32 protein-coding genes and 9 pseudogenes are annotated in these 24,745 nt (G+C 33.8%); 32 read left to right on the top strand and 9 right to left on the bottom strand.

Features of this window, described 5'->3' with window-relative positions:
* Position 1: 1 nt before the first annotated feature.
* The 31 genes and pseudogenes from rpsQ to PWK10_RS01410 all read left to right on the top strand — a co-directional run bounded on the left by rpsQ (position 2) and on the right by PWK10_RS01410 (position 17,657).
* Entirely contained in the window at positions 2 to 256 is a 255-nt protein-coding gene (rpsQ, locus tag PWK10_RS01260; protein ID WP_008908572.1) for a 30S ribosomal protein S17, read from the top strand.
* A gap of 24 nt (positions 257 to 280) precedes the next feature.
* Positions 281 to 648 (top strand): annotated as a pseudogene (gene rplN / locus PWK10_RS01265) (50S ribosomal protein L14).
* Between the two features lie 15 nt (positions 649 to 663).
* Entirely contained in the window at positions 664 to 981 is a 318-nt protein-coding gene (gene rplX, locus PWK10_RS01270; RefSeq protein ID WP_008908570.1) for a 50S ribosomal protein L24, read from the top strand.
* A 22-nt stretch (positions 982 to 1,003) separates the two neighbouring features.
* On the top strand, positions 1,004 to 1,546 hold the full coding sequence (gene rplE / locus PWK10_RS01275; protein WP_008908569.1) for a 50S ribosomal protein L5: 543 nt from the start codon (positions 1,004 to 1,006) through the stop codon (positions 1,544 to 1,546).
* A gap of 16 nt (positions 1,547 to 1,562) precedes the next feature.
* Complete coding sequence (locus PWK10_RS01280; RefSeq protein WP_008908568.1) at positions 1,563 to 1,748, top strand: type Z 30S ribosomal protein S14; 186 nt, start codon at positions 1,563 to 1,565, stop codon at positions 1,746 to 1,748.
* Positions 1,749 to 1,776: 28 nt separating this feature from the next.
* On the top strand, positions 1,777 to 2,175 hold the full coding sequence (rpsH, locus tag PWK10_RS01285; protein ID WP_008908567.1) for a 30S ribosomal protein S8: 399 nt from the start codon (positions 1,777 to 1,779) through the stop codon (positions 2,173 to 2,175).
* A 24-nt stretch (positions 2,176 to 2,199) separates the two neighbouring features.
* Positions 2,200 to 2,741: pseudogene (rplF, locus tag PWK10_RS01290) on the top strand (50S ribosomal protein L6).
* 19 nt (positions 2,742 to 2,760) lie between these two features.
* Entirely contained in the window at positions 2,761 to 3,129 is a 369-nt protein-coding gene (rplR, locus tag PWK10_RS01295) for a 50S ribosomal protein L18 (protein ID WP_274767134.1), read from the top strand.
* A gap of 19 nt (positions 3,130 to 3,148) precedes the next feature.
* Complete coding sequence (gene rpsE, locus PWK10_RS01300; RefSeq protein WP_008908564.1) at positions 3,149 to 3,649, top strand: 30S ribosomal protein S5; 501 nt, start codon at positions 3,149 to 3,151, stop codon at positions 3,647 to 3,649.
* A gap of 11 nt (positions 3,650 to 3,660) precedes the next feature.
* Positions 3,661 to 3,840 carry a 50S ribosomal protein L30 gene (gene rpmD, locus PWK10_RS01305; protein WP_008908563.1) on the top strand — a complete coding sequence of 60 codons (180 nt, stop codon included), beginning with the start codon at positions 3,661 to 3,663 and terminating at the stop codon, positions 3,838 to 3,840.
* Positions 3,841 to 3,859: 19 nt separating this feature from the next.
* Complete coding sequence (gene rplO / locus PWK10_RS01310) at positions 3,860 to 4,300, top strand: 50S ribosomal protein L15 (protein WP_008908562.1); 441 nt, start codon at positions 3,860 to 3,862, stop codon at positions 4,298 to 4,300.
* A gap of 1 nt (position 4,301) precedes the next feature.
* The gene (gene secY / locus PWK10_RS01315; protein ID WP_274767135.1) at positions 4,302 to 5,576 is read left to right on the top strand and encodes a preprotein translocase subunit SecY; all 1,275 of its coding nucleotides are present in this window, start codon (positions 4,302 to 4,304) and stop codon (positions 5,574 to 5,576) included.
* Between the two features lie 24 nt (positions 5,577 to 5,600).
* Positions 5,601 to 6,251, top strand: a pseudogene (locus PWK10_RS01320) (adenylate kinase).
* Positions 6,248 to 6,993, top strand: a pseudogene (gene map, locus PWK10_RS01325) (type I methionyl aminopeptidase). Before PWK10_RS01320 ends, map begins: the two co-directional pseudogenes overlap by 4 nt.
* A gap of 16 nt (positions 6,994 to 7,009) precedes the next feature.
* On the top strand, positions 7,010 to 7,279 hold the full coding sequence (locus PWK10_RS01330; protein ID WP_008908558.1) for a KOW domain-containing RNA-binding protein: 270 nt from the start codon (positions 7,010 to 7,012) through the stop codon (positions 7,277 to 7,279).
* Between the two features lie 17 nt (positions 7,280 to 7,296).
* Positions 7,297 to 7,515, top strand: a complete 219-nt coding sequence (infA, locus tag PWK10_RS01335; RefSeq protein ID WP_057977873.1) for a translation initiation factor IF-1 — start codon at positions 7,297 to 7,299, stop codon at positions 7,513 to 7,515.
* Between the two features lie 12 nt (positions 7,516 to 7,527).
* On the top strand, positions 7,528 to 7,641 hold the full coding sequence (gene rpmJ, locus PWK10_RS01340; RefSeq protein ID WP_008908556.1) for a 50S ribosomal protein L36: 114 nt from the start codon (positions 7,528 to 7,530) through the stop codon (positions 7,639 to 7,641).
* 81 nt (positions 7,642 to 7,722) lie between these two features.
* Positions 7,723 to 8,100, top strand: a complete 378-nt coding sequence (rpsM, locus tag PWK10_RS01345; protein ID WP_008908555.1) for a 30S ribosomal protein S13 — start codon at positions 7,723 to 7,725, stop codon at positions 8,098 to 8,100.
* 17 nt (positions 8,101 to 8,117) lie between these two features.
* On the top strand, positions 8,118 to 8,516 hold the full coding sequence (gene rpsK, locus PWK10_RS01350; protein ID WP_008908554.1) for a 30S ribosomal protein S11: 399 nt from the start codon (positions 8,118 to 8,120) through the stop codon (positions 8,514 to 8,516).
* Between the two features lie 18 nt (positions 8,517 to 8,534).
* Positions 8,535 to 9,155 (top strand): 30S ribosomal protein S4, encoded by a 621-nt coding sequence (rpsD, locus tag PWK10_RS01355; RefSeq protein WP_008908553.1) that lies wholly within the window; start codon positions 8,535 to 8,537, stop codon positions 9,153 to 9,155.
* Between the two features lie 58 nt (positions 9,156 to 9,213).
* Positions 9,214 to 10,161, top strand: coding sequence for a DNA-directed RNA polymerase subunit alpha (locus PWK10_RS01360; RefSeq protein WP_008908552.1), 948 nt, complete (start codon positions 9,214 to 9,216; stop codon positions 10,159 to 10,161).
* A 24-nt stretch (positions 10,162 to 10,185) separates the two neighbouring features.
* Positions 10,186 to 10,530: a 50S ribosomal protein L17 gene (gene rplQ / locus PWK10_RS01365; RefSeq protein WP_040306110.1), complete on the top strand. Its 345-nt coding sequence runs from the start codon at positions 10,186 to 10,188 to the stop codon at positions 10,528 to 10,530.
* Positions 10,531 to 10,649: 119 nt separating this feature from the next.
* Positions 10,650 to 11,443 (top strand): annotated as a pseudogene (locus PWK10_RS01370) (energy-coupling factor transporter ATPase).
* A pseudogene (locus PWK10_RS01375) lies at positions 11,428 to 12,285 on the top strand (energy-coupling factor transporter ATPase). Before PWK10_RS01370 ends, PWK10_RS01375 begins: the two co-directional pseudogenes overlap by 16 nt.
* Positions 12,282 to 13,081: pseudogene (locus tag PWK10_RS01380) on the top strand (energy-coupling factor transporter transmembrane component T family protein). The pseudogenes PWK10_RS01375 and PWK10_RS01380 overlap by 4 nt, the downstream one beginning before the upstream one ends.
* Positions 13,078 to 13,809 (top strand): annotated as a pseudogene (gene truA / locus PWK10_RS01385) (tRNA pseudouridine(38-40) synthase TruA). Before PWK10_RS01380 ends, truA begins: the two co-directional pseudogenes overlap by 4 nt.
* Before the next feature lie 110 nt (positions 13,810 to 13,919).
* Positions 13,920 to 14,354 carry a 50S ribosomal protein L13 gene (rplM, locus tag PWK10_RS01390; RefSeq protein ID WP_274767136.1) on the top strand — a complete coding sequence of 145 codons (435 nt, stop codon included), beginning with the start codon at positions 13,920 to 13,922 and terminating at the stop codon, positions 14,352 to 14,354.
* A gap of 24 nt (positions 14,355 to 14,378) precedes the next feature.
* Complete coding sequence (gene rpsI, locus PWK10_RS01395; RefSeq protein WP_008908545.1) at positions 14,379 to 14,771, top strand: 30S ribosomal protein S9; 393 nt, start codon at positions 14,379 to 14,381, stop codon at positions 14,769 to 14,771.
* Positions 14,772 to 14,885: 114 nt separating this feature from the next.
* On the top strand, positions 14,886 to 16,340 hold the full coding sequence (locus PWK10_RS01400; protein ID WP_274767137.1) for a CHASE4 domain-containing protein: 1,455 nt from the start codon (positions 14,886 to 14,888) through the stop codon (positions 16,338 to 16,340).
* A gap of 73 nt (positions 16,341 to 16,413) precedes the next feature.
* On the top strand, positions 16,414 to 17,244 hold the full coding sequence (locus PWK10_RS01405; RefSeq protein WP_274767138.1) for a diguanylate cyclase domain-containing protein: 831 nt from the start codon (positions 16,414 to 16,416) through the stop codon (positions 17,242 to 17,244).
* Positions 17,245 to 17,261: 17 nt separating this feature from the next.
* The gene (locus PWK10_RS01410) at positions 17,262 to 17,657 is read left to right on the top strand and encodes an EAL domain-containing protein (RefSeq protein WP_274768059.1); all 396 of its coding nucleotides are present in this window, start codon (positions 17,262 to 17,264) and stop codon (positions 17,655 to 17,657) included.
* A gap of 15 nt (positions 17,658 to 17,672) precedes the next feature.
* On the opposite strand, the gene PWK10_RS01415 is transcribed toward PWK10_RS01410, so the two are convergent.
* The 5 genes and pseudogenes from PWK10_RS01415 to PWK10_RS01430 all read right to left on the bottom strand — a co-directional run bounded on the left by PWK10_RS01415 (position 17,673) and on the right by PWK10_RS01430 (position 20,789).
* The gene (locus PWK10_RS01415; RefSeq protein WP_342455675.1) at positions 17,673 to 18,347 is read right to left on the bottom strand and encodes a radical SAM protein; all 675 of its coding nucleotides are present in this window, start codon (positions 18,345 to 18,347) and stop codon (positions 17,673 to 17,675) included.
* A 315-nt stretch (positions 18,348 to 18,662) separates the two neighbouring features.
* A pseudogene (gene amrA, locus PWK10_RS01420) lies at positions 18,663 to 20,059 on the bottom strand (AmmeMemoRadiSam system protein A).
* Positions 20,060 to 20,098: 39 nt separating this feature from the next.
* A complete protein-coding gene (locus PWK10_RS19275; RefSeq protein WP_446715320.1) occupies positions 20,099 to 20,242 on the bottom strand; it encodes an N-acetylmuramoyl-L-alanine amidase in 144 nt (47 codons plus the stop codon).
* Positions 20,230 to 20,607 (bottom strand): N-acetylmuramoyl-L-alanine amidase, encoded by a 378-nt coding sequence (locus tag PWK10_RS01425; protein ID WP_342455676.1) that lies wholly within the window; start codon positions 20,605 to 20,607, stop codon positions 20,230 to 20,232. Before PWK10_RS01425 ends, PWK10_RS19275 begins: the two co-directional genes overlap by 13 nt.
* Complete coding sequence (locus PWK10_RS01430) at positions 20,604 to 20,789, bottom strand: N-acetylmuramoyl-L-alanine amidase (protein ID WP_274767139.1); 186 nt, start codon at positions 20,787 to 20,789, stop codon at positions 20,604 to 20,606. Before PWK10_RS01430 ends, PWK10_RS01425 begins: the two co-directional genes overlap by 4 nt.
* Before the next feature lie 521 nt (positions 20,790 to 21,310).
* Between PWK10_RS01430 and ltrA the strand changes: the two genes are divergently transcribed.
* Positions 21,311 to 22,720 carry a group II intron reverse transcriptase/maturase gene (gene ltrA, locus PWK10_RS01435; protein ID WP_274767140.1) on the top strand — a complete coding sequence of 470 codons (1,410 nt, stop codon included), beginning with the start codon at positions 21,311 to 21,313 and terminating at the stop codon, positions 22,718 to 22,720.
* Positions 22,721 to 22,780: 60 nt separating this feature from the next.
* Here ltrA and PWK10_RS01440 read toward each other — a convergent pair whose 3' ends face one another.
* The 4 genes from PWK10_RS01440 to PWK10_RS01455 form a co-directional block, all read right to left on the bottom strand.
* Positions 22,781 to 23,446, bottom strand: coding sequence for a Na/Pi cotransporter family protein (locus PWK10_RS01440; protein ID WP_274767141.1), 666 nt, complete (start codon positions 23,444 to 23,446; stop codon positions 22,781 to 22,783).
* Positions 23,447 to 23,607: 161 nt separating this feature from the next.
* A complete protein-coding gene (locus PWK10_RS01445; protein WP_274767142.1) occupies positions 23,608 to 23,871 on the bottom strand; it encodes a hypothetical protein in 264 nt (87 codons plus the stop codon).
* Positions 23,868 to 24,221, bottom strand: a complete 354-nt coding sequence (locus PWK10_RS01450; RefSeq protein WP_274767143.1) for a hypothetical protein — start codon at positions 24,219 to 24,221, stop codon at positions 23,868 to 23,870. The genes PWK10_RS01445 and PWK10_RS01450 overlap by 4 nt, the downstream gene beginning before the upstream one ends.
* A 137-nt stretch (positions 24,222 to 24,358) precedes the next feature.
* Positions 24,359 to 24,586: a hypothetical protein gene (locus tag PWK10_RS01455; RefSeq protein WP_008908539.1), complete on the bottom strand. Its 228-nt coding sequence runs from the start codon at positions 24,584 to 24,586 to the stop codon at positions 24,359 to 24,361.
* Positions 24,587 to 24,745: the final 159 nt, after the last annotated feature.

Genomic DNA, 24,745 nt, shown 5'->3' on the forward strand with positions numbered 1-24,745 from the left:
TGTGGAAAGAGGACTTAGAAAGGTTAGAATAGGAAAAGTAGTTTCAGATAAAATGGATAAGACAATAGTTGTTGCTGTAGAAAAGCTTGTTCGTCACCCACTCTACGGCAAAACAGTAAAGAGAACTACTAAGTTTAAGGCTCATGATGAAAACAATGAAGCTAAGATCGGTGATATCGTAAAGATCATGGAAACAAGACCTCTTAGCAAGGAAAAGAGATGGAGACTTGTTGAAATAATCGAGAGAGCAAAATAATTTCTCTGAAAGGAGGTTTAATTTATGATACAACCACAAACAAGATTAAAGGTTGCTGACAACACTGGTGCTAAAGAACTTATGTGTATCAGAGTTCTTGGCGGTTCAAATAGAAGATATGCAAATATAGGAGACATAATAGTAGCTAGCGTTAAGAGTGCAACACCCGGAGGTGTTGTTAAAAAGGAGACGTAGTTAAGGCAGTTATAGTAAGATCAGTTAAAGGTGTAAGAAGACCAGATGGAACTTATATAAGATTCGATGAAAACGCTGCAGTTATCATCAAGGAAGATAAGACTCCAAGAGGAACAAGAATTTTCGGACCTGTAGCAAGAGAATTAAGAGAAAAAGAATTTACAAAGATTCTTTCACTTGCACCAGAGGTATTATAAAGGGAGGTGGCCTAAATGCCTAAGGTTCATGTTAAAAGAGGAGATACAGTTCTAGTAATCTCTGGTAAGGATAAAGGAAAAAAAGGTGAAGTTTTAAAGGTATTCCCAGAAAAGAATAGAGTAATCGTTAAGGGAGTTAATATAGTTTCAAAGCATGTAAGACCAAACATGGCAAATAGACAAGGTGGAATAATAAAGCAAGAAGCACCAATACATGCGTCAAATGTTATGCTTTACTGCACAAAGTGCAATAAGCCAACAAGAATTGCACATAAATTCTTAGAAGATGGATCAAAGGTTAGAGTTTGCAAACACTGCAACGAGACATTCTAAACCTTGAAAGGAGGTTAACTAAATGGTTCCAAGACTAAAGGAAAAGTATGAAAAGGAAGTTGTTCCAGCTTTACGTGAAAAGTTTGGATACAAAAGCATAATGGAAGTTCCAAGACTTGAAAAAGTCGTTATAAATATGGGAGTTGGCGATGCAAAGGATAATCCAAAGCTTTTAGAAGCAGCTGTAAATGATTTAACAACAATTGCAGGACAAAAGGCAGTTGTTACAAGAGCTAAAAAGTCAGTATCAAACTTCAAGATCAGAGAAGGAATGCCAATTGGATGTAAAGTTACATTAAGAGGAACAAGAATGTATGAGTTTGTTGATAAGTTAATTAACGTTGCACTTCCAAGAGTTAGAGACTTCAAGGGAGTTTCAAATAAGGCATTCGATGGAAGAGGAAATTATGCACTTGGTATAAAGGAACAATTAATATTCCCAGAAATTGAATATGATAAGGTAGAAAAGGTAAGAGGAATGGACATAATCTTTGTAACTACAGCAAAGACAGATGAAGAAGCTAGAGAGTTATTAAGATTATTAGGAATGCCATTCGCTCAATAAAAAAGGAGGGAGTTCCGTGGCACGTAAGGCAATGATTGCAAAGTGGCAAAGAAAACCAAAGTTCTCAACAAGAGCATATACAAGATGTAGAATATGTGGAAGACCACACGCAGTTCTTAGAAAGTTCGGCGTTTGCAGAATATGCTTTAGAGAACTAGCTTATAAAGGTGAAATTCCAGGTTGCAAGAAGGCAAGTTGGTAATATATAAGTTGAAAGGAGGCCAGAAATTATGGTTATGACTGACCCAATTGCTGATATGCTAACTCGTATCAGAAATGCAAATATAGTAAGACACGAATATGTTGAAGTTCCTGCCTCAAAGATAAAGAAGAGGATTGCAGAGATAATGGTTGAAGAAGGATATCTAGCGGCAATGGAAGAGTATCAAGACGGTTCTGTTCCAATGCTTAAGCTTACAATGAAATATGGTCCAAATAAGGAAAGAGTAATTTCAGGTATAAGAAGAATTTCAAAGCCAGGATTAAGAGTTTACGCTCAAAAGGATAATGTTCCAAAGGTTCTTGGAGGACTCGGAATAGCAATTCTTTCAACATCAAAAGGAATTATGACAGACAAACAAGCAAGAAAAGAAGGAATAGGTGGAGAAGTTATCTGCTACATTTGGTAATTTTGAAGAATAGGAGGTGCAGTCATGTCAAGAGTAGGTAGACTTCCTGTAGTTATACCTCAAGGCGTTACTATTACAGTTAGCGACGACAATTTAGTAACAGTTAAAGGGCCAAAGGGCACACTTACAAAGCAAATGAGCAAAAAATAAATATCGCTGTTGAAGATGGTAAGATTGTAGTAACAAGACCAAACGATGAAAAGGAAATAAGAGCACTTCACGGTTTAACAAGAGCTCTTATAAAGAATATGGTTGTTGGTGTTACAGAAGGATATCAAAAGACACTTGAACTTGTTGGTGTTGGTTACAGAGCAGCAAAGCAAGGAAAGAAACTTGTTTTAACAGTTGGATATTCACATCCTGTTGAAATAGATGCTGTTGAAGGAATAGAATTTGATGTTCCTGCTGCAAACCAAATAGTTGTAAAGGGAATCGACAAGGAACTTGTTGGTCAGGTTGCAGCAAGAATCAGAAGCGTTAGAGAACCAGAACCATACAAAGGAAAGGGAATTAAGTATATCGACGAAGTAATCAGACGTAAGGAAGGAAAGACTGGTAAGAAGTAATAGAAAGGAGTGAGCTTTGATGTTTAGTAAGCCATCCAGAAACGAACAAAGAATGAGAAGACATTTAAGAGTTCGTAAAAAGGTTTTTGGAACAGCTGAACGCCCAAGATTAAATGTATATAGAAGCGAAAAGCATATGTATGCACAAATTATAAACGATGAGCTTGGAGTAACTTTGGTTGCAGCTTCAACTTTGGATAAGGAATTAAGAGATAAGATTGCAGCAGGTAGCAACAAAGAAGCTGCAAGGGAAGTTGGAAAGCTTATAGCAAAGAGAGCATTAGAAAAGGGTATTACAAAGGTTGTTTTCGATAGAGGCGGATATATTTATCATGGAAGAGTAAAAGAACTTGCTGAAGGCGCTAGAGAAGCAGGCCTTGACTTCTAATGGAGAAGGAGGGAAATAGATGAGAATAGATCCAAGCAAGATTAAAGGGCTTAAGGAAAAAGTTGTTTATATAAATAGAGTTGCTAAAGTTGTTAAGGGTGGTAGAAACTTCAGATTTAGCGCTCTTGTAGTTGTTGGAAACGAAGATGGATATGTAGGAGTCGGAACAGGTAAAGCTGCTGAAGTTCCAGATGCAATAAGAAAGGCAATAGAAGATGCAAAGAAGCATCTTATAAAGGTTGCAAGATATGAAACTACTATTCCACATGAAATGATTGGTGAGTTTGGAGCAGGAAAAGTATTATTAATGCCAGCTCCAGAAGGAACAGGTATCATAGCTGGTGGTCCTGTTCGTGCGGTTCTTGAACTTGCAGGTATAAAGGACGTTAGAGCAAAGTCACTTGGTTCAAATAATGCAAGAAATATGGTTAATGCAACTATGGATGCTTTAATGAAACTTAAGACTCCAGAAGAAATAGCAAGGCTCAGAGGCAAGACAGTAGAAGAGATTTTAGGTTAGGAGGGAAGACCGTGGGTAAGCTAAGAATTACACTTGTAAGAAGCACAATCGGCAAAAAGCCCGATCACAGAGCTACAGTAAGAGCCCTCGGCTTAACAAAGATAGGTAGAACTGTTGAGCATGAAGATACTCCTCAAATAAGAGGTATGGTAAATAAGGTTAAATACATGCTAAAGGTAGAAGAAGTATAATACGAGGGAGGTGCTTTAAATGAAGCTACATGAGTTAAGACCAGCTCCCGGAACAAGAAAGGAGCCAAAAAGAAAGGGTAGAGGAACTGCAACTGGTCAAGGCAAGACTGCAGGTAGAGGCCAAAAGGGCCAAACTTCTAGATCAGGTGGCGGAGTAAGACCAGGATTTGAAGGCGGTCAAATGCCACTTCAAAGAAGACTTCCAAAGAGAGGCTTTACAAATATATTTGCAAAGGAATATGCAGAAGTTAATGTTGAAGATTTAAATAAATTCGAAGCAGGAACAGTTGTTACTCCAGAACTTCTATTAGAAAAGAAAATAATAAGAAAGCTTATGGACGGAGTTAAAGTTCTTGGCAATGGTAATTTAGAGAAGGCTTTAACAGTAAAGGCTCATAAGTTCAGCGAATCAGCTGTTAAAAAGATAGAAGCTGCCGGAGGCAAGATAGAGGTGATTTAATATGTTAAAAACCTTACGTAATGCGTTCAGTATTCCGGATTTAAGGAGAAGAATTCTCTTTACTATATTTGTCCTCATGGTATACAGGGCGGGAGTTTTTATTCCCGTGCCTGGAATTAACCTTGATCAATTAAAGCAACTTGTAGACCAAGGGTTACTCTTTGGATTCTTAGATATAATTTCAGGCGGTGCTTTTAAGGAATTTAGTATATTTGCAATGGGTATTGTTCCATATATTAACTCTTCAATTATCTTCAGCCTTCTTGTAATAGCTATTCCAAGGCTTGAAGAACTTTCAAAGCAAGGTGAAGAGGGAAGAAAGAAGATTGCAGAATATACAAGATACGGAACTGTTGTTTTCGCTCTAATTCAATCCTTTAGTATTGCACTATATTTAAGAAACAATGGAGCTTTATTAGATAATTCATGGGGACAGATATTGTTAATAATGATAACTTTAACCGCAGGAACCACATTTGTTATGTGGCTTGGAGAAAAGATTACTGAATACGGTATAGGAAACGGCTCATCCATGATAATCTTTGCGGGAATTCTTGCTAGAATACCAACTATGGGTTATTCTATAGGAGTTGCTATAAAGGGAGGAACTGCAAATTATATCGAAGTAATATTATTCTTAGCCTTTGCAGTTCTTGTTATAGCTGGAGTCGTTGCAATGGACCTTGGAGAAAGAAGAATTCCTGTGCAGTATGCTCAAAGAAAAGTTGGAATGAGGACATACGGAGGACAGAGCACACATATTCCAATCAACTTAAATTCAGCTGGAGTAATAGCGATAATTTTTGCAATATCAGTATTGCAATTTCCACAAATAATTACTCAATTGACTTTAGAGCCAACTCATCCGGTTTATACTCTATTTAATTCAGGCTTTTTAAGTCCAAAGGGATGGGTTTATCCAATTGTATATATATTCTTAATTATATTCTTTACTTGGTTCTATACATCGGTTACATTTAAGCCAGATGAAGTTGCACAAAACCTACAAAAGAGTGGTGGTTTTATCCCAGGATTAAGACCTGGAAAGCCAACTGAAGAGTATTTAACAAGAATTATAAATAGAATGACTGTAATTGGTGGTTTCTTTGCGTCATTAGTTGCAGTTTTACCAATTGTATTACAACATGTAACACATCTTGGTAATATTCAGTTTGGTGGAACAGCTTTATTGATAGTTGTAGGTGTTGCGCTTGAATTAAATAAGCAACTAACAGCTCAACTATCAATGAGACATTATGAAGGATTCCTTAAATAATTTGGTTTGGAGGTATGTATATAAATGAGATTGATTTTGCTTGGCCCTCCTGGTGCTGGTAAGGGGACTCAAGCAAAAACATAGTCAAGGCCTTAAATATACCTCATATATCAACGGGGGATATCTTTAGAAAGAATATTGCAGAGAAAACCCATATAGGTTTAAAGGCGAAGGAATATATCGATAATGGGCAATTGGTTCCAGACGATATAACTATAGAGATATGCTTAGAAAGATTAAATCAGCAAGATTGTATGAATGGTTTTGCTTGATGGTTTTCCAAGAACTGTAAGACAGGCAGATGCCTTAGAAGAATTTCTAAAGAGTCGAGGTTTAAAACTTGACGCTGCAATAAACATAATTGTTCCAACAGATGTTTTAAAAAGAAGACTTTCAGGTAGAAGAGTTTGCCTAAACTGTGGTGCAAGTTTCAATGTTGAGACTAATCCACCAAAGGTGGAAGGCATCTGCGACTATTGTTCTTCAAAGCTTATTCAAAGGGATGACGATTCAATTGAAACGGTTAATGAGAGATTAGAAGTATATCGAAGACAAACTGAACCTATAGTGGAATATTATGGTAAGAAAGGTTTGCTTCGAAATATTGATGGATATCAGGACATAGCAAAGGTTTTTGAAGATATATGCATAGCATTAGGGAGAGAACCTAAATGATTTATTTAAAATCAAAAAGTGAAGTTGATAAAATAAGAAGGTCTGGTAGAATTGTTGCTGAACTATTAAACTTATTAGAAAAGCAAATTAGACCAGGCATAACGACAAAGGAACTTGATAAATTCGCAGAAGAATTTATTATTAGTCATGGTGCAAAACCTTCTTTTAAAGGATATTACGGGTATCCCGGAAGCCTTTGCACTTCAATAAATGAAGAAGTAGTTCACGGGATACCCAGTGATAGAATTTTAAAAGAGGGCGACATTATAAGCATTGACTGCGGAGTTTTTATGAGGGTTTCCACAGTGATGCAGCAAGGACCTTTGCCGTTGGTCATATCTCAGAGGAAGCTAAAAGGCTAATTGATATAACAGAGAAGAGTTTTTATGAAGGCATTAAATATGCCAGGGCTGGAAATAGAATTGGAGATATATCCAATGCTATTCAGACATTTGTTGAATCAAATGGCTATTCTGTTGTTAGAGATTATGTTGGCCACGGCATTGGAAAAGAACTGCATGAGGAACCACCAGTACCCAATTATGGCAAAGCTGGAAGAGGACCAAAATTGGCAGTAGGTATGGTTTTAGCTATAGAGCCTATGGTGAATATGGGAACTTTTGCAGTAATTGAATTAGATGATGGGTGGACAGTGGTAACTGCAGATAAAAAATTATCGGCACATTATGAAAATACAATTGCAATACTTGAAAATGGACCTGAAATATTGACAATAATATAAAATAGAGGTGGATTTTATGGAAGGTATTGCCCTTGGACAAATAGTTCACTCCAGGGCAGGTAGGGATAAGGGACGATATTTCATCGTGGTAGGAATTGTGGATGAAAATTATGTCCTTATTGCAGATGGAGACTTAAGAAAAATTGAAAGGCCTAAGAAGAAAAAAATTAAGCATTTAGTTTTTCACGACTGGATTGCTAAGGATATTCAGGAGGCCTTTCAATTAAATAAGAAAATAAAGGATTCAGATTTAAGAAAAGCGCTGCAGTCAATGGGGTTATTATAAGGAGGTGTGTCCACCTTATGTCGAAGGACGATGTTATCGAATTACAGGGGACTGTAATTGAAGCTTTACCAAATGCGATGTTTAAGGTAGAATTAGAAAATGGGCATGTTATTTTAGCTCATATATCTGGAAAGCTTAGGATGAATTTTATTAAAATTCTTCCTGGAGACAAAGTTACAGTTGAAGTATCACCATACGATTTAAATCGTGGTAGAATAATTTGGAGAGGAAAGTAAGGAGGGATAGCCATGAAGGTTAGACCATCAGTAAAACCAATTTGCGAAAAATGCAAAGTAATTAAAAGACATGGAAGAATAATGGTTATATGTGAAAATCCAAAGCATAAGCAAAAACAAGGTTAATGACTTTGAACGCGGCTGCACCGAAGGCTCGGTGATATATATATAAAGTTTTAATCAGTTTACAGGAGGTGTAAAAATACAATGGCTAGAATTGCAGGTGTTGACTTGCCAAGAGAAAAACGTATTGAGATAGCCCTAACTTACATTTATGGTATTGGAAGACCAAGTGCAAACAAGATATTGCAAGAAACTGGTATCAATCCAGATACAAGAGTTAAGGACCTTACAGAAGAAGAAGTAGCAAAGCTCAGAGAATACATCGATAAGAACTTCACTGTCGAAGGTGATTTAAGAAGAGAAATAGCTTTAAATATCAAGAGATTAATGGAAATTGGTTGCTATAGAGGATTAAGACATAGAAGAGGATTACCAGTTAGAGGTCAAAGAACAAGAACAAATGCTAGAACAAGAAAGGGACCAAGAAGAACAATTGGTGGAAAGAAAAAGGCAGGAAAATAATAAAGGAGGGACGATGAATGGCAGCACAGGCTAAAGGTAAGAAAGTTAGAAAGAGAAGAGAACGTAAGCATGTTGATCGTGGCGCAGCTCACATCAAATCAACTTTCAATAATACAATAGTTACAATAACAGATGTTAATGGTAATGCAATTGCGTGGTCAAGTGCTGGTGCACTTGGATTCAGAGGCTCAAGAAAGAGCACTCCATTTGCAGCACAAATGGCAGCTGAAACAGCTGCAAAAACTGCTATTGAACATGGCATGAAGACTGTTGAAGTATATGTTAAAGGACCTGGTGCAGGTAGAGAAGCTGCTATAAGAGCACTTCAAGCTGCAGGTTTAGAAGTTAGCCTTATAAAGGACGTAACTCCAATTCCACATAACGGATGTAGACCACCAAAGAGAAGAAGAGTCTGATTATAGGAGGTGTAATAAATGGCTAGATATACAGGACCATCCTGCAAACTATGCAGAAGAGAAGGAGTTAAGCTATATCTTAAAGGAGATAGATGCTATTCAGATAAATGTGCTATAGTTAGAAGACCATATGCTCCTGGTCAGCATGGTCATAATAAGAAAAAGCTAACTAACTATGGTTTACAATTAAGAGAAAAGCAAAAGGCAAAGAGAATTTATGGAGTTTTAGAGTCACAATTTAGAAAATACTATGAAGAAGCTGAAAGACAAAAGGGTATTGCCGGTGAAAACCTTTTAAGACTTCTTGAAATGAGACTTGACAATGTTGTGTTTAGACTTGGTTTTGCTGGTTCAAGAGCAGAAGCAAGACAGCTTGTAAGACATGGCCATTTTACAGTAAATGGCAAGAAGGTAACAATTCCTTCATATCAAGTTAGAGTAAATGACGTAATAGCAGTAAAAGAAGGTAGCAAGAATTTAGAAAAGTTCAAGTCTTTACAGGAAGTTGCAACAACAACACCAAAATGGCTAACTGTTGACAAAGAAAAAATGGAAGGCCAAGTAACAGCATTACCACAAAGAGAAGATATCGATATTCCTGTAAATGAAACATTAATAGTTGAGCTTTACAGCAAGTAATGATTAATTAGAATCAGTTGCCCTCGGTGTTTAAAGTTATCAAAAGGAGGGTTCGTTAATGTTTGATATTGAAAAACCAAAAGTTGAGTGCATTGAGCGTGACGATGTCAATAATTACGCTAAGTATGTTATAGAACCACTTGAAAGAGGTTATGGAACTACGCTTGGCAATGCAATGAGAAGAGTTCTTCTTTCTTCATTGCCAGGCGCAGCAGTAACTTCAATTAAGATAGATGGAGTATTACATGAATTTTCAACTGTTCCAAATGTTAAGGAAGATGTAGTTGAAATCATTTTAAATGTTAAAGGACTAGCTATTAAGGCAGAAGGAGAATTTCCTAAAACGGCTGTTATAGATGTAATTGGCCCATGTGTTGTTACAGGGAAAGATATAAAATGTGATGGTTCAGTTGAAATTATAAACAAGGATCATCACATTGCTACAGTTAGTGAAGGCGGAAGGCTTTATATAGAGATGACAATAAATCAAGGAAGAGGATATGTTCCAGCTGAAAGAAATAAAGAACAAGCCCATACTATTGGAGTTATACCAGTAGACTCAATTTATACGCCAATTAAGAGGGTTAACTATGTAGTAGAAAATACACGTGTTGGGCAAAGAACAGATTATGATAAACTAACATTAGAGCTTTGGACAAATGGAACATTGACTCCAGATGATGCAATAAGCCTTTCAGCAAAGCTTTTAATAGAGCATTTTAGAATATTACTTTCACTTACAGATCAAGTTGATAAGGTTGAAGTCCTTATAGATAAAGAGGACGAAAAGAAGGATAAAGTATTGGAAATGACAATTGAAGAACTTGATCTTTCCCAAAGGGCATTTAACTGCTTAAAGAGGGCAGGAATAAATACAGTAGGAGATCTTGTTCAGAAGACAGAAGAAGATCTAATGAGAGTAAGAAATTTAGGAAAGAAATCTTTAGAAGAAGTTCAACAAAAATTAGAATCTCTTGGTTTCAGCTTAAAGAAGTCAGAGGAGTAGGAGGGATAGAAAGTGGCAAAGTATATGGGGCACCGTAAATTAGGTCGTCCTACTGATCAAAGAGTAGCTATGCTAAGAAACTTAGTTACAAGCTTCTTTAAGTCAGAGGACGGCAAAATAATCACAACAGAAGCTAAAGCTAAGGAAATAAGAAGCATTGCTGAAAAGATGATTACTCTTGCAAAAAGAGGAGATTTACATTCAAGAAGACAAGTTCTTGCATATATAAGAGAAGAAGAAGTTGTTAAAAAGCTTTTTGATGAAATAGCAAAGAAATATGAAGGAAGAAATGGTGGATACACTAGAATTTTAAAACTTGGACCAAGAAGAGGCGACTCTGCACCAATGGTTATAATAGAACTCGTGTAATATTAAGGGGATTAAGTTAAGTATTTTAATACTTAATCCCTTTTTCTTAATTTTTAAAAGAAGGTGCATTTTATGGAAATGATAAAGGTTGAAAATGTGCACTATTTTTATAAAAAGATATTAATGACGAAGTTAAAACTGTTGCATTAGAGGGTATAAATTTAGAGATAAAAAAGGAGAATTTGTAGCAATTATAGGACACAACGGTTCTGGGAAATCAACCCTTGCTAAGCATTTTAATGCAATTTTACTTCCTGATAACGGAAGGGTAATTGTGGAAGGAATAGATACTAGGGATAACGAACATTTATGGGCTATAAGAAGTAAAGTTGGGATGGTATTTCAAAACCCTGATAATCAAATCGTAGCAACAATAGTAGAAGAAGATGTTGCATTTGGCCCTGAAAACCTTGGGGTTCCGTCGGAAGAAATTAGAAAAAGAGTTGATGATGCACTAAAGGCTGTTGAAATGATTGATTATGCAAAACATGGACCTCACCTACTTTCTGGAGGACAAAAGCAAAGGGTTGCTATAGCAGGAGTCCTTGCAATGAAGCCATCCTGTATAGTTTTAGATGAACCTACTGCAATGCTTGACCCTTCAGGAAGAAAGGAAGTCCTTCAAACGATAAAAAGATTAAATAAGGAAGAAGGAATTACGATTGTATTAATAACTCATTTCATGGAGGAAGCAGTTGAGGCTGATCGAGTTGTAGTAATATCGGATGGCAAGGTTGTTCTTGAAGGGATACCCCGGGAGGTCTTTAAGAAGGTAACATTGTTAAAAAAGCTTGGGCTTGATGTGCCTCAGATGATGCAACTAGCACATGATTTAAGAAAAGAAGGGTTAGACATTAATGAAGATATTTTAACTATTGAAGAGATGGTGGATGCCTTATGCCAGTTAAAGTAGAAAATTTAACATATGTCTATATGCCTAATACTCCCTTTGAAAAAAGGCATTAGACAATATAAATTTAGAGATTAAGGATGGGGAATTTGTTGGTTTAATAGGACATACAGGTTCAGGTAAATCAACATTAATACAGCAATTAAATGGACTTTTAAAGCCTACCTTTGGCAAGGTTTATATAGATGATATTTCTATAACTGATAAGGGGATAAGCTTAAAAAGCATAAGACAAAAGGTTGGAATAGTATTTCAGTATCCTGAACATCAGCTGTTTGAGGAGACTGTTTACAAAGACATTGCCTTTGGACCGACTAATTTGGGTTTAGCCAATGAGGAAATAGAAAAAAGGGTAAAAAGGGCAATGGATTTTGTCGGACTTGACTATGAAACTTATAAAGACAGATCCCCTTTGAATTAAGCGGGGGTCAGAAAAGGCGTGTTGCAATAGCAGGTGTTTTGGCGATGGAGCCTAAGGTCCTAATCCTTGATGAGCCTACGGCAGGATTGGATCCAAAGGGTAGGGACGAGGTCCTAAAACAAATAAAAAGAATGCACAAAGAATATAAAATGACTATTATTATGGTCACCCATAGTATGGATGAGGTGGCTCAGCTTGCGGATAGATTAATAGTTCTTGACAAAGGTAAAATAGTAATAGAGGGTTCCCTAGGGAAGTTTTTAATCAAATTGATATGTTAGAAAGAATAGGTTTATCTGTTCCTCAAGTTAAATATCTTGCAAAGAAACTTAAAGAGAAGGGCTTTAACATAAATGAAGATATTATAACTTTAGAGGAAGCAAAAAGGGAGATATTAAGACTTTTTAAGGAGAGAAAAATATGATTAAGGATATTACTATCGGACAATATCTTCCTGGGGATTCTTTCATTCATAAGCTTGATCCAAGGGTGAAAATACTATTAGCCTTTCTATATATCATTTTAATTTTTTTAATAAACAATTTTTATGGATATTTAGTGGTTATAGCTTTTACTTTACTAGTAGTAATGCTAGCTAAAATACCAATCAAATATTTATTCAATGGTATAAAAGGTGTTATTTGGCTTATAATATTTACTGCGGTTCTAAACGCGACATTAACTCCGGAAAGGTCATATTTAAGCTATTTAATTTAATACCCTTTACAGACAAGGGGATAGATCTTGCACTATTTATGTCCATGAGATTGATTTTGTTAATCATAGGAACATCTGTTTTAACACTTACAACATCACCTATTTCATTGACGGATGGGATAGAAAGACTTCTTAATCCATTTAAAAAATAGGAGTTCCAGCCCATGAACTTGCAATGATGATGACGATAGCCTTAAGGTTTATTCCAACCCTTCTTGACGAAACAGACAAAATTATGAAGGCTCAAATGGCAAGAGGGGCGGATTTTGATTCCGGCGGTATAATTAAAAGGCAAAAACTTAATTCCAGTTTTAGTGCCTTTATTTATAAGTGCCTTTAGAAGGGCTGATGAACTTGCTCTTGCAATGGAGGCAAGGTGTTATAGAGGCGGAGAAAATAGAACAAGAATGAAACAATTAAAGACTAATAAAAGGGATTATATTGCAATTGCAGCTTTTATAGCTTTTTCTATAATTTGTATAATAAGTAGGCGATGGAGATGAAAAATATAAAGATAGTTATAGAGTATGATGGAACGAGATATTGTGGTTGGCAAAGGCAGAAAAATGGAGTATCAATTCAGGAGACCATTGAAAAGGCAATAGAAAAAGTAACAGGAGAAAAAATAGAAATAATTGGTTCAAGCAGAACTGATGCAGGAGTTCATGCAAAAGGACAAGTTGCTAACTTTTTGACAAGTTCCACAGTCCCTCCTGAAAAATCTGTTATGCCATAAATAGTTTTCTTCCTGATGATATCGTTATTTTATCTTCACAGGAAGTTCCATTAGATTTTCATTCAAGATATAATAGTAAAGGTAAAAAATATAGCTATACAATATTAAATAGAAAAATACCATCGGCCTTACTTAAGAACTATTCAGCCCATATCCCTTATGAACTTAATATTGAAGACATGATTAGGGCATCTAAATATTTTTAGGCGAACATGATTTTAGCGCCTTCAAAAGCACAGGTAGTTCAGTTAAGGGAAATGTAAGGACTATTAAAAGGCTTGAATTGATTAAAGATGAAGATATTATAAAAATGTTTATAGAAGCCAACGGATTTTTATATAATATGGTAAGGATTATTGCTGGAACTTTAATAGAAGTTGGGAAAGGTAGAATTAAGCCTGACGATATTCCTTTTATACTTGATAGCAGAGATAGAAAAAGGCTGGCCCTACAGCACCGGCACAAGGTTTATGTTTAGAAAAAGTATACTATTGACACGCCAGGATAGTTGTATTAAAATAAAATAGTGTGATTATGCGCAAAAAAGGACCACTAGCCCCGGATCCTTTTAGATAAATTAGGATTAAAGTTAGGGAGGGAAAACGATGAAAACTTACATGGCAAAGAAGGAAGAAGTTCAAAGAAAATGGTATGTAGTTGATGCTACAGATAAGACTCTTGGAAGACTTGCAAGCCAAATTGCTACAATTTTAAGAGGAAAGCATAAGCCAATTTATACTCCAAACGTTGATTGCGGTGACTATGTTATAGTTATAAACGCTGAAAAGGTTGCTTTAACAGGAAAGAAACTTGATCAAAAGTTCTACAGACATCACTCATTATATCCAGGTGGACTAAAGGAAATATCCTACAGAAAGCTTCTTGAAACAAAACCAGAGCTTGCTATAGAAGAAGCGGTTAGAAGAATGCTTCCAAAGGGAAGATTAGGAAGACAAATGTTCAAGAAGTTAAAGGTTTATAGAGGCGCAGCTCACAACCACGAAGCACAAAAGCCAGAAGTTCTTGAACTTAAGTATTAATGAGCCTGAAGGGAGGATACGCTGATGGAAAGAGTTCAATACTATGGAACAGGTAGAAGAAAGACATCTGTTGCAAGGGTTAGATTAGTTCCTGGTGAAGGAAATATAATCATAAATAAAAGATCATTAGATGATTATTTTGGATTAGAAACTTTAAAGGTTATCGTTAAGCAACCACTCGTTTTAACAGGAACATTAAATAAATACGATGTTCTTGTTAACGTTCATGGCGGTGGATTTACAGGCCAAGCAGGTGCTATAAGACATGGTATTGCAAGAGCGTTAGTTCAAGCTGACGCAGATTTAAAGCCTGTATTAAAGAAGGCTGGTTTCTTAACAAGAGACCCAAGAATGGTAGAAAGAAAGAAATACGGCTTAAAGAAGGCAAGAAGAGCACCACAATTCTCAAAGAGATAATACAAACCCTCCATTTGGAGGGTTTTATTTTTATCATTTTCAACTGAATGTGTCGAAAATCGACATTTAATCATAATATATAGTAACCTAAACTATCCAGTTGGAAGTGATATTGTGAGATTAAAATATAAAATATTGAAAACAATAGTATTAAATATTTTGGCATATTTTTTATTAATAATATTCTTTCAGAGTTTTTATATAAGACCAAAATTTAAAATGTTTATGGAAAGCATAATTAGTAATGAAATTCAAAGGGAAATAGCCCTTTTAGAAAAAGAACTGGAGTCATTGCATGTAACTACAAGGGATTATGCTATTTGGGACGAGTCTTATGATTTTGTTATTTATAAGCATAAGGATTATATAGAGGAAAATTTAAATTATCTTTCTCTAAAAAATATTGGTGTGTCGTTAGCTGCGATACTCGATAATAATGGGAATTTGATTTATGGAATTACAAGAAAAAATGAAGAAATAAAGGATTATTTTGATGAAAGATTATTAGATAAATTTATTTCAACAGGTTTACACAAAAGTAATTTTGTAGGTTTTTTAGAATTTGATAAAGATATTTATTGTTTTGCAGGAGAAGGAATCCATAAAAGTGATGGAACAGGAGTTAGGAAAGGGATTATAATTTTTGGTAAAAGGTTGGATGAAATAAAATTAAACACACAATGTAAGTATGAGTTTATAAATTTATTGGATTTAAATAAAAACGAGCTAGACAAAATAGAGAGGCAAATAAAGTCAAAAAATAAGGTGAAAATAAACCAAAAAGAAGTTATTTTAACAATAGAAAATAAGGATACCTATGTAGCCTACTATCCGATAAAAGATCTAACTGGAAATTTATTATTCTTATTTAAAATTTATGTTCCAAAAGATATGGAAAACAAAATAGAATATATGGGAATTGTTATTGCACTTACTATTTTACTTTTTGGTATATTGATAGTTTTTATATTGGATTTTAAATTTAGCAAATTAATAAATAATCCATTAGAACAGATAATGAACAACATTAAAGACTTTACCTACAAAATGGAAAATAAACTTAATATTGATCTTTATGGACGAAAGGATGAAATATCAGATTTAGCTAAAAGCATTGATATATTAAAATCTGAAATCATATCAAAACAGAATAATTTAGAAGATATAAATAGAAGGCTTGAAATAAGGGTAAAGGAAAGAACAAAAGAATTGGAAATTAAAAATAAAGAAATATTATTATCTGACAAAATATTATCTGAAACTTTAGAGGGGGTTATTATTTTAGACTTTGATAAAAGAATTTTAAAAGTAAATAAAGCTATTAAAAATATGTTTGGGTTTAAGGAAGAAGATCTAATTCAAAACAAAATAGATATTTTAAATTTTAAATTTGATAATATAAATTTTCATAATATATTTGATATTGTTCAACAAAAGGGATATTGGAGGGGAGAAGCAAGGATCTATAATAAAAATGATGTTAGCCTTCCTGTCTGGTTATCAGCTACTTTTTACAATTTAATGGAGATAAAGTTTATATACTTATACTATCTGATATTTCACAGTTAAAAGAAAAAGAAGAAGAGCTTGAAAAACTTGCTTATTATGATCTATTAACTAACCTACCTAATAGGAACTTTTTATGAAAAAATTAAAAGAAATAATTGATGAAACGATTTGTAAATCATTTGCACTTTTATTTATTGATCTTGATGGGTTTAAAGTTATAAATGATACATTGGGACATGATATTGGAGATAAAGTATTGATAAACGTAGCAGATAGAATAAACTCTTGTATTGATAAAGGCGATATTGTTTTTAGATTGGGAGAGGATGAATTTATTGTTTTAACTTTTAATATAGATAATGAATATAAAGTTAGGGATTATGCAAACAAAATTATAAATGAAATTTCTAAACCTTTATTCATAAATAATTTTGATATAAAAACTAGTGCAAGCATAGGAATAGTAATGTATCCTAAGGATGACATAACGTTTGAAGGGCTTCTTAGAAAGGCAGATGCTACTTTATATGAAGTAAAAGAAAAAGAAAAGGGAGGATTTTTGTTTTTCTCACAAGAGATTGAGGAAAAAAATATAAAATTTAGAGAAATAGAAACTGGATTAAGAAGAGCATTGGTAAACAATGAGCTTTGTTTATATATTCAGCCTATATTTAGGGAAAGTAATAATGGGGAATTTGTTATAAATAAAGGTGAATTGTTATTAAGATGGATTAGAAATAATAGAATTGTATATCCACCAGATGAATTTATTAAAGTAGCAGAGAAAAATGGAATGATAGTTGATGTAGGTAACTGGATTATGAAGGAGGCCTACAGAATTAGACAAAAGCTTATAGAAAAAGATATATATATAGATTTATGCATTAATATTTCTGCAAAGCAATTGGAGAATAAGGATTTCTTAAATAATATAAAATATTTACTTGATGAAAAAATATTTTAGAAAATTGGATATTTGAAATTACAGAAAACGTATTGATCAAGGACTTTAACATTTCAACACATATATTTAAAGAATTAAAAAAGCTAGGGATAAAGATTGCTTTAGATGACTTTGGCACGGGATATTCTTCCATCAATTATTTAAGTCAACTTCCAATTGACTATATAAAGATTGATAGGTCATTTATTTCCAAAGCTGGCCAAGATGGTTTTAATGGTGTTATATTAGCTATAACTTCTATGGCAAAGTCTTTAGGGGTTAAAACTGTTGCAGAAGGAGTTGAAAATAAGGAACAGCTTAAATTATTAAGAAATTTAGGATGTAATGAATTCCAAGGCTATTTCTTTAGCAAACCAATTGATCTAGAGGAGTTTAGAAGAAATTTTAATAGTTTAAATAAAATAAAAATATAACCTGCATTTTGCAGGTTATATTTTTATGTATTCAATTTCAAAGGAGCAAAAAGGACATTGGTTTGACGTCATAAAGGATTGAACTTCAAAGCCATTCCTTTTAATTAGAATTTTATTGCAATTAGGACATACAGTATTAGAAGGTAATAATACGTTTCCTAGATAAACAAAATTTAGATGTTTTTTAGCAATTCTTTGAAGCCTTACAAGTGTTTCAATTGGAGTAGCTTCAATTTGGAATTTATAATTAGGAAAGTATCGAGTTAAGTGAAGGGGAATATTAGGGCTAAGCTTTGAAATCCATAGGGAGAGCTTATCGATTTCTTCTTCTGAATCATTAAACCCAGGAATTATTAGGGTTGTTATTTCAACATGAGTATAATTGTAGGCAATTTTTATTGAATTTAAAACAGGTTCTAAGCTCCCGTGACATATTCTTTTATAGAAATCTTCATTGTAGGCTTTTAAGTCAAAGTTTATAGCTTTAACATGTTTAATAATATCCTTTAATGGAGCTTCATTAACATATCCATTTGAAACTAAAATTATGTCCAATTCATCTTTAAGTAATGTAATTGTATCGTATATATATTCATAAAAAATTAAAGGTTCATTGTATGTGAAGGCTATACCGATGTTTCCTTTTTCTTTATATTTTAAAGCAATACTAATTAATTCCTCAGGCGATATAAAAGTTGTAAAAAAGTTTCAGCAGTTTGGGATATTGTATAGTTTTGACAGAATCCACAGGAAAAATTACATCCAACAGAACCTACGGATAAAATTAAACTTCCGGGTTTATAGTGATAAAGGGGTTTTTTTCGATAGGATCAAGGTTTATGGCAGAAATTTTCCCATAATTTAAGGAGTAAAGCTTCCCGTCTATTACCTTTCGCACTCTACAAAGTCCGGTTTGACCTTCGCTGAGTTTACAACCATGGGGACATAGATTGCAATAAACTAGATCTTCTATTTTATTATAAAATTGAGCTTCCTTCATTTACATCACCTGTATCTTTTAACTTCAAAGCGTTCTATGGAATAATTTTCATCTGGTGATATCCCTGCTTTTTTAAAGCTATTTGCAACTGCTTTTCAACTGTATCTACTCCTTCTAAATTAGGAAGCAAAAGTCCAGCCCTTGTGCCCCTTCTTACGATAACGCCATAGCATTTAGGATCAAGATCATCTTTTGTAGCAGGCTCGGGCGGCATTAACACATCAACCGAATATTCAAGTTCGTCAAGTTCATCCTCTTCAACTGGATAAAATCTTGGATCATTAGTTCCTGATTCGAGGGAATTTCTTATGATTTCCTCTGCAATGGAGTTTGTTAATGGATATATTGTCCCTATGCAACCTCTAAGTTCTCCGTTTTTATATATAGAAACAAATACACCTCTCTTTTCATTTAACATCTCATCTGTAACGTAATTTGGAATTTTAAGATATTTTTTATTTTTTATATAATATTCTAAGCTTTCCCTTGCTAGTTTTACATATGGGTTTTCATTTGCTCTTTTTTCTTTTAAACTATTCTTTACCGCAAGATTTATAGTTTCCAATTTACTTTCTACTTTTTTATCTATTATAAATTTTACATTTGCATAGCCTATTCCGAAAGGAGCTTCATATGATAATATTTCAGATGTAAAATTATATTCATCTAAAGTTCCAAGAAGGATGTAAAGGGATCTTAACCCACATTCTGCAGCCCGTTTGATTAAGGATTTATCCATTTTAAATATTTCAACAGCTTTGCCTTCCTTTAGATAATCTAATAATTGTCTATCAAATTTTGGACCATATTCATCAAATCCATAGGGGCTTTTACTGCTTGCCTTATGGGAAAGGTCTCCACTGGCAATTACAACAGCTCTTTCCTTTGAATTTTTGAAAGCATCGGCTATTTTAATCCCCAATTCATATAACTTCATTGGATTTATCATGCCATAGGTTATGTGAATAATGGAAAAATCTTTATATTCTTTTGTTATAAAATAAAGAGGAACGATGGCACCATGATCTAAGCTTAATCTAATATTATATTCAACATGAGAATTTTCACCTAATGGCGCAATTGGAATTTCAGCTTCATCCGCCAATTCAATGATTTTATTTGCTAATTCTTTATTTATTTTAAATTTAAAAGATAAAGATGGTGCATTAAAATTTTTTAAACTACCATCAATAAATGAGGAATTACAAATAGCAACAGCATCACTAAAAACAGGTCCATGGGGAGTTATGATAATAATTGTATCAGGCTTAATACTTGCAATTTCCTTTGCAATTTTTGTGCAGGCATCGATTGTTTTCTTTGCAATTTTTTCTTCTCCCCTACCAACTTCAGGGATTATTATGGGAGGGTGAGGCATAAGAAATTGTCCTACTATAGGCATAACAAACACCTCTTTAGTAAAATAAGTTTTAATAATATTTTACCATAAGCTACCTTTTTCAAAATAATCTAAAACGCCGCAATAGATAGCCCAGGCAATTTTATTTTGATATTCATCCTGATTTAATAGATATTCTTCCTCAGGATTTGATAAAAAGCCGCATTCAACTATTACAGATGGGATACGTTATCCTTTAAAATATAATAGGTATCGCTGGGTTTAGCGACACGATTATTATTTCTATCTAACACTTTTATTAACTGCGCTTGGATAGACTTTGCTAATTTTTCGCTTTCAAAATCATTAGATGGGTAAAAGGTTTGTGCACCATAATATCTTGAATCAGGGAAGTAGTTTAAATGGATGCTTATAAATATGTCGGCTTTGTTTTCCTTAATTATCTGTTTCCTATTCTTAAGATCTTCGGCTTTTCTGCCTTTTCTTGTTTCGTAGGAATATAACCCCTCATCAACTTCCCTTATCATAATGCATGTATCACCATGACTTTCAATATAGCCCTTTAATTTTTTAGCAATTTCAAGATTTATGTTTTTTCAATCGTTCCATTCTTACCAATAGCACCACCGTCTATACCTCCATGTCCGGCATCTACAACAATTACTATATCCTTTGCCATATTTAATACTTCTTTATTAAGTTTTACTTGAACATAAACTATCGAAGTAAAACACAGAGTTAATATAATAATTGAAGCGATTGCTTTTTTCATGCTTTCACCTGCCTAAATTCAAATCAATAATATATTATGTAGATATCATATTTAATATTCTTCTATATAAAATAAGGCTGTCCAAATTAGACAGCCTTACTGATGTGCGCCCGGCATGGGCGATAGCTTGGCGGTGAAAGTCCGCTGTGGGCTTGGTAGTGAGAACCACTAGCCAAAGGCAAGGGTGTCCATCGTGAGGTGGAATCTGAAGGAAGCCGGAGGCAAAGTCCTGGCTCGATGAATAAGAACCACATATGAGGCTGACTTGAGGCGGACGAGTTTGCATCACAAAACGAAGTCCAACACTACCCGAACCTCATGCAGTAAATGTGGCGAGTATATGGGATGAAGGCGGTCGCTCTTACCCGGGAGGTCTAACAGATACACCACAACAGGAATGAACTTTCCAAGTGGTAACCTATCCAGTGATGGATAGCTGAACTGTTAGAAGTCAGCTTTTGTCTAGTAGCATGAGATACGCGTTATCATGTGAAGGACCGAACGTTAGGAGGTTTTGAATCTTGAAGACTTCGAGAGATATTCAAAGACTGCAGAAAACTGAATATACAGGCTACCTTGATGAAGATAGTGTGGAACACGAAAATAAACAAGGAGTGCATAGAGTATCTCCGGCAGTCCCAGAAGGAGAAACCAGTGCAGAGGAATACGGGACCTTGGAAAGAATGCTCTCAAGGGAAAATATGCAAAAGGCATATAAGAGAGTAGTTGCTAATAAAGGGAGCCATGGAGTAGATGGAATGGAGACCGATGAACTTCGGGACTTTCTAATACAAAATTGGCCAGAAATAAAATTAGCAATACTACAAGGTAAATACAAACCACAACCAGTTAGAAGAGTTGAAATTCCAAAGCCCAATGGTGGAATTCGACTACTAGGGATACCGACTGTGCTTGACAGATTAATACAGCAGGCGATAGCACAAGAATTGACATTAGTATTCGACAAAGACTTTTCTGAAAGTAGTTATGGATTTAGGCCAAACAGGAGTGCAAAGGATGCGGTAAAGAAAGCGAATGAATATATAAACGCAGGATATACATGGGTAGTGGATTTAGACCTTGAGAAATTCTTTGGTAGAGTCAACCATGATATCCTGATGAGCCGAGTAGCAAGGAAAATAAAAGATAAAAGGGTGCTAAAGCTAATAAGAGCATACCTAAAATCTGGAGTAATGCTAAACGGAATAAAGGTTAAAACCGAAGAAGGCACTCCACAGGGAGGCCCATTGAGCCCACTATTAGCGAATATAATACTTGACGATTTAGACAAAGAACTAGAAAGAAGAGGACATAAATTTTGCAGATACGCAGACGATTGCGATATATTTGTTAAGAGTGAGAGGGCAGCAAAGAGAGTAAAGGAGAGTATAACGGAATACATTGAAAAGGTTCTAAAACTAAAAGTGAATAAGGAAAAGAGTGCAGTTGATAGACCATGGAAGAGGAAATTTCTTGGATTTTCGTTCTATATGATTAAAGGGGAAAGTAAGATAAGAATAGCTGAAGAGAGTATAAGGAAATTCAAGAAAAAGATAAAAGAAATAACGAGTCGAAGGAAACCAATAAGCACAGAAGAAAGGATAAAAAGACTTAATCAAATAACCATTGGATGGGTAAACTACTTTTCATTAGCGAAAGCAAGAAGTCATATGCAAAGGTTAGACCAATGGATAAGAAGAAGACTAAGGATGTGCGAATGGAAGTTATGGAAGAAGGTAAGAACGAGGGTAAGGAATTTAATTAAGTTAGGAATGAACCCATACTTTGCAAGAATATATGCCAATACCCGAAAAGGATATTGGCATATAGCAAATAGTCATATCCTGGCGACAACTCTAACTAACGAGTATTTGGAAAAGTTAGGATACATAAGCCTAACATCGCAGTATTCCAAAATGCATGTAAACTAACGAACCGCCGTATACCAGACCGGTATGTGCGGTGGTGTGAGAGGACGCTGAATAAAATAATTATTCAGCTCCTACTCGATTAATTTCAATGACTAACTGAGCGATATTGTTTGCATGATCACCGATTCTTTCAAGATTAGAAATGATATCTAAAAATATTGCGCCGCTTTCAGGATAACATATACCAGTATTTAATCTATCTATGTGACCATTTCTTAGCTGCTTGTCTAGTTTATCTATTTTACTTTCAAGCTCAATTGTTTTCATAGCCTTTTGAAGGTCACCATCTTTAAGGGAAGATAAAGCTAAGTCAACAGCCTCTATTACATATTGATACATAAATTTTATTTCAACGATGGCCTCATCTGAAAAAATTAGGGAATTTTTATACTTATGCTCAGCAAGTTCGTATAGGTTTTCGGCATGGTCGCCGATTCTTTCTATATCATTTATAATGTGATAAAGGGCAGCAATAATTTTAGACTGATGTTCGTTTATTTCTGTATTAGATAGCTTTACAAGGGATTCTGTAATTTCCTTTTCATAATGATTTATGTCATTTTCTATTATAAGTAGATTTTGGGAAATCATTGGATCGTAATTTAATATTAAATCTAAACTTCTCCTTACGTTATTTAATGCATCGTAACCCATATTTATTATTTCTTTTATTATCTGTATAACTGCAATTGAAGGATTATGAAGGTTAATTTCATGTAGGAGCAAAAACTTTTTTGCTTATATAATTATTCTTAATCAAATCAAATTTTTGTAAGGATTAATTATTAAAACCATTAAAAGAGTTAAAGTCACAATTATTCCTACATACAACGCATATATTTGATAAAAATTTAAATTTAGTTGTTTATGTATTAATTTCTGTAAAATTAAAAAATTATAAATATAAGTCCATTATATATTAGTAATATTGACAAGGACTTTTTAGCTATTGAATTTTTCCTGTAATTATTAATTATTGCTTTTAATATCAATGCTATGTTGGAAAGAAGCAATAGGTCTACTATATAATATTTGCTTAAATTGTTAGATGATAAAATTGCAAAAATCATTGGGAATATAAAAATATTGTTTTGAAAAATTATAGTTAAAATAAAAACTACTAAAGATAAAATAATAATATTTTTACTCAAAAAAACATTGCTTCGCTCTTAATTAAAGTAGAATAAATAAAATGGGAGGAAAGAAAAACAAATCCATAGGATACTATTGTTCTTCCGATGTCCTTGAATTTTTTCGTTTTAGTAAGGAAGAAAATACCTGTTCCTAAGACTATCAAGTAAGCCCATAAATGAAACATCAATCTAAAGCTAAATACATAAACTATTATAATTGTTCCTAAAAGGGAACCTAAAAAGATTATAAAGCTATTTAATACTGATAATGCTTCTACGTTTAAAAGGCTAGAAGTTATGTTAATAGAGTAATTTAATCCTAGAGTAAGGAAGGTATAAAATGTCCCAAATAAAATATCAGTATACACCCTTTTTTAAATCCTTTTTAGAATTTTCCAGATAATTTTCAATTATTTTTTCAAAGACCGAATTAATCCAATAAATTGAATATGATAACAATGATAGCGCAGCAAAAAAGCAATTATTCCAAATCCATCTTCCATAATTATCCCTCTTTGCTTTCAGCCTTTTTCATGCAGAAAGGGCACTCATAATAAAAAGGATGATCCATAAGTAATGCAGCTTCATTTAATGAACTATACATGTCAATATCATCTTCATGTATTAAATCGATATGACATTCTTCCTTTTCATTTAAAAGGTCATGAAGAGTTTTATTTTTTATATCATATAAGTATCTTTTGCCGAAATAAGGATATCCAAATCTACGCATACTCCACCTCGTCATGTTATTTTGTTTAATATTATATCATAAATTATCCTGTAGAAAAATATTATAATTTAAATAAGATAAATTTCATTATAAATAAAGGTAAATTTTGTGATTTACATCACAAAAACTATTGTTTTAATTTTTTGTTAAATTATAATA

The organism is Caloramator sp. Dgby_cultured_2, from assembly GCF_028872215.1.
GTDB classification, from domain to species: Bacteria; Bacillota; Clostridia; order Clostridiales; family Caloramatoraceae; genus Caloramator; species Caloramator australicus.

Bases quoted from the DNA above. Each gene is read 5' to 3' on its own strand.
- rplX (WP_008908570.1), top strand. From the start codon at position 664: ATGCCTAAGGTTCATGTTAAAAGAGGAGATACAGTTCTAGTAATCTCT.
- rplE (WP_008908569.1), top strand. From the start codon at position 1,004: ATGGTTCCAAGACTAAAGGAAAAGTATGAAAAGGAAGTTGTTCCAGCT.
- rpsH (WP_008908567.1), top strand. From the start codon at position 1,777: ATGGTTATGACTGACCCAATTGCTGATATGCTAACTCGTATCAGAAAT.
- rplR (WP_274767134.1), top strand. From the start codon at position 2,761: ATGTTTAGTAAGCCATCCAGAAACGAACAAAGAATGAGAAGACATTTA.
- rpsE (WP_008908564.1), top strand. From the start codon at position 3,149: ATGAGAATAGATCCAAGCAAGATTAAAGGGCTTAAGGAAAAAGTTGTT.
- rplO (WP_008908562.1), top strand. From the start codon at position 3,860: ATGAAGCTACATGAGTTAAGACCAGCTCCCGGAACAAGAAAGGAGCCA.
- secY (WP_274767135.1), top strand. From the start codon at position 4,302: ATGTTAAAAACCTTACGTAATGCGTTCAGTATTCCGGATTTAAGGAGA.
- PWK10_RS01330 (WP_008908558.1), top strand. From the start codon at position 7,010: ATGGAAGGTATTGCCCTTGGACAAATAGTTCACTCCAGGGCAGGTAGG.
- infA (WP_057977873.1), top strand. From the start codon at position 7,297: ATGTCGAAGGACGATGTTATCGAATTACAGGGGACTGTAATTGAAGCT.
- rpmJ (WP_008908556.1), top strand. From the start codon at position 7,528: ATGAAGGTTAGACCATCAGTAAAACCAATTTGCGAAAAATGCAAAGTA.
- rpsM (WP_008908555.1), top strand. From the start codon at position 7,723: ATGGCTAGAATTGCAGGTGTTGACTTGCCAAGAGAAAAACGTATTGAG.
- rpsK (WP_008908554.1), top strand. From the start codon at position 8,118: ATGGCAGCACAGGCTAAAGGTAAGAAAGTTAGAAAGAGAAGAGAACGT.
- rpsD (WP_008908553.1), top strand. From the start codon at position 8,535: ATGGCTAGATATACAGGACCATCCTGCAAACTATGCAGAAGAGAAGGA.
- PWK10_RS01360 (WP_008908552.1), top strand. From the start codon at position 9,214: ATGTTTGATATTGAAAAACCAAAAGTTGAGTGCATTGAGCGTGACGAT.
- rplQ (WP_040306110.1), top strand. From the start codon at position 10,186: ATGGGGCACCGTAAATTAGGTCGTCCTACTGATCAAAGAGTAGCTATG.
- rplM (WP_274767136.1), top strand. From the start codon at position 13,920: ATGAAAACTTACATGGCAAAGAAGGAAGAAGTTCAAAGAAAATGGTAT.
- rpsI (WP_008908545.1), top strand. From the start codon at position 14,379: ATGGAAAGAGTTCAATACTATGGAACAGGTAGAAGAAAGACATCTGTT.
- PWK10_RS01405 (WP_274767138.1), top strand. From the start codon at position 16,414: ATGAAAAAATTAAAAGAAATAATTGATGAAACGATTTGTAAATCATTT.
- PWK10_RS01430 (WP_274767139.1), bottom strand. From the start codon at position 20,789: ATGAAAAAAGCAATCGCTTCAATTATTATATTAACTCTGTGTTTTACT.
- PWK10_RS01455 (WP_008908539.1), bottom strand. From the start codon at position 24,586: ATGCGTAGATTTGGATATCCTTATTTCGGCAAAAGATACTTATATGAT.